Annotated in this window: 3 protein-coding genes; 1 reads left to right on the forward strand and 2 read right to left on the reverse strand. The window is 69.1% G+C overall.

Annotation, left to right across the window (positions count from 1 at the left end; translation table 11 throughout):
• On the forward strand, nucleotides 1–618 hold a 618-nt coding region (locus TW83_RS18190; protein ID WP_045984195.1), incomplete at its 5' end, for a UDP binding domain-containing protein.
• Here the strand turns inward: TW83_RS18190 and TW83_RS18195 are convergent.
• Both TW83_RS18195 and TW83_RS21510 read right to left on the reverse strand, forming a co-directional pair.
• Complete coding sequence (locus TW83_RS18195) at nucleotides 619–1,230, reverse strand: hypothetical protein (RefSeq protein WP_045984196.1); 612 nt, start codon at nucleotides 1,228–1,230, stop codon at nucleotides 619–621.
• Nucleotides 1,231–1,294: 64 nt separating this feature from the next.
• The coding region (locus TW83_RS21510) for a hypothetical protein (RefSeq protein WP_045984197.1) at nucleotides 1,295–1,659 on the reverse strand (365 nt) is incomplete at its 5' end.

Raw genomic sequence — 1,659 nt, forward strand, 5'->3', positions numbered from 1 at the left:
CCGGTCCTGCTGACCGGCTCCACCGAGGCAGAGGCGATCAAGCTGTTCGCGAACACCTATCTTGCCCTGCGCGTGGCCTATTTCAACGAACTGGACAGCTATGCCATGTCGCTTGGCCTGGACAGCCGCCAGATCATCCAGGGTGTCGGGCTGGATCCGCGCATCGGCGCCCATTACAACAACCCGTCCTTCGGCTATGGCGGCTACTGCCTGCCCAAGGACAGCAAGCAGCTGCTGGCGAACTACAACGACGTGCCCCAGAACCTGATCGCCGCGGTGGTCGAGGCGAACCGGACCCGCAAGGACGTGATCGCCGACGCCATCCTGGCGCGCAGGCCGCAGGTGGTGGGCATCCATCGCCTGGTGATGAAGGCCGGGTCCGACAATTTCCGCCAATCCGCCGTCCAAGGCATCATGAAGCGATTGAAGGCAAAGGGGCTTGAGGTCGTGGTGTTCGAACCCGCCCTTCCCGACGCGCGGTTCTTCGGGTCAGAGGTGATCCGCGACCTGGCCGCGTTCAAGGCGCGCGCCGACCTGATCGTGGCGAACCGCCTGACCCCGGACCTGCAGGACGTGGCTGACCGCGTGTTCACCCGCGATCTGTTCGGCGGGGACTGATCACAGACGCTCGCGCAGCTTGGCCTCGATATGGCGGCGGCGCCAGCGCGACCGGATCTGGCGTGCATAGAGGTTCTGCGGACACAGCGACATGTCGTCGCCCTCTCCCTTCATCGCGAAACGGCGGGCGGCAGCGGCGATGCGGCTGTCGGCGGCGGTGATGGCTGCCACTGTCACCTCGACCTCGCGGATGTCGCCGGGCTCCAGCGCGTCGAAGCTGCGGTGGCGGGCGCGGTCCAGCAGGTCCAGCACGCTGCCGATATCGACATGATCCCCGCTTTTCAGCGGTCCCTGCAGCGTCGCCTCGCGCGGGGTGGCGTGCTGGCCCTGCGCGATCTCGGTTCGGTCGGCGACCGACGACATGCGCTCTCCGCTGGCGGTCCAGACGGTCAGCATGATCTCCAGCACATAGATCGGCTCGAATCCAAGGTTGCTGACCAGGATGCGTGCGGACAGGTTCCGCGCGCCGCCCAGCTGGATCAGGATCTCGGTCCGGCGCTGGCGGCGCAGGCCCGACACGATGATGTGCAGATACACCATCCAGACCAGCGCCGTGACCGCCGCCATCCCGGCCTGAACCAGCCCGCTGTTCTCAGATATCCAGTCCCACATGCCCCACCCGGCCTTTCCTCAAGGCCCTCAACACGACCCGCGTGCCGGATGTTCCATGCCGGGATCAGTCAGTCAGGGCGGCAGCCTCGGCCGCGGGGGCCAGCGCCGGCCCCGCCCCCAGATCGTCCAGCGCGGTGTCGATCAGGCCGGTTCCCAGGTCCGACGCGGGCAGATAGGCGTCCTGCCCCGCGCCCGGGACCGCCAGCGCCACCGACCAGCCGCCCTGGTCGCGGCACATCAGCGCGCGTTCCGCGCCCGCCTCGATCAGACGGCACAGACCCAGGTCGGTGTCATAGCTGGCCAGCGCCCGCGCCACCGCCCCGCCCGGCAGGGCAGCCTCGCCCCCCGTCGGCACCTGCGCCAGGGCGGCCGCCGCCTGCTGCAGGGTGGCGCCCGCAGGGGGCGTCGCCCGGCCGGCCAGGAACCCGC

The organism is Paracoccus sp. S4493, assembly GCF_000967735.1.
In the GTDB taxonomy this organism is placed as follows: Bacteria; Pseudomonadota; Alphaproteobacteria; order Rhodobacterales; family Rhodobacteraceae; genus Paracoccus; species Paracoccus marcusii.

Coding starts and splice junctions, on each gene's coding strand:
- TW83_RS18195 (WP_045984196.1), bottom strand. CDS start 1,230: ATGTGGGACTGGATATCTGAGAACAGCGGGCTGGTTCAGGCCGGGATG.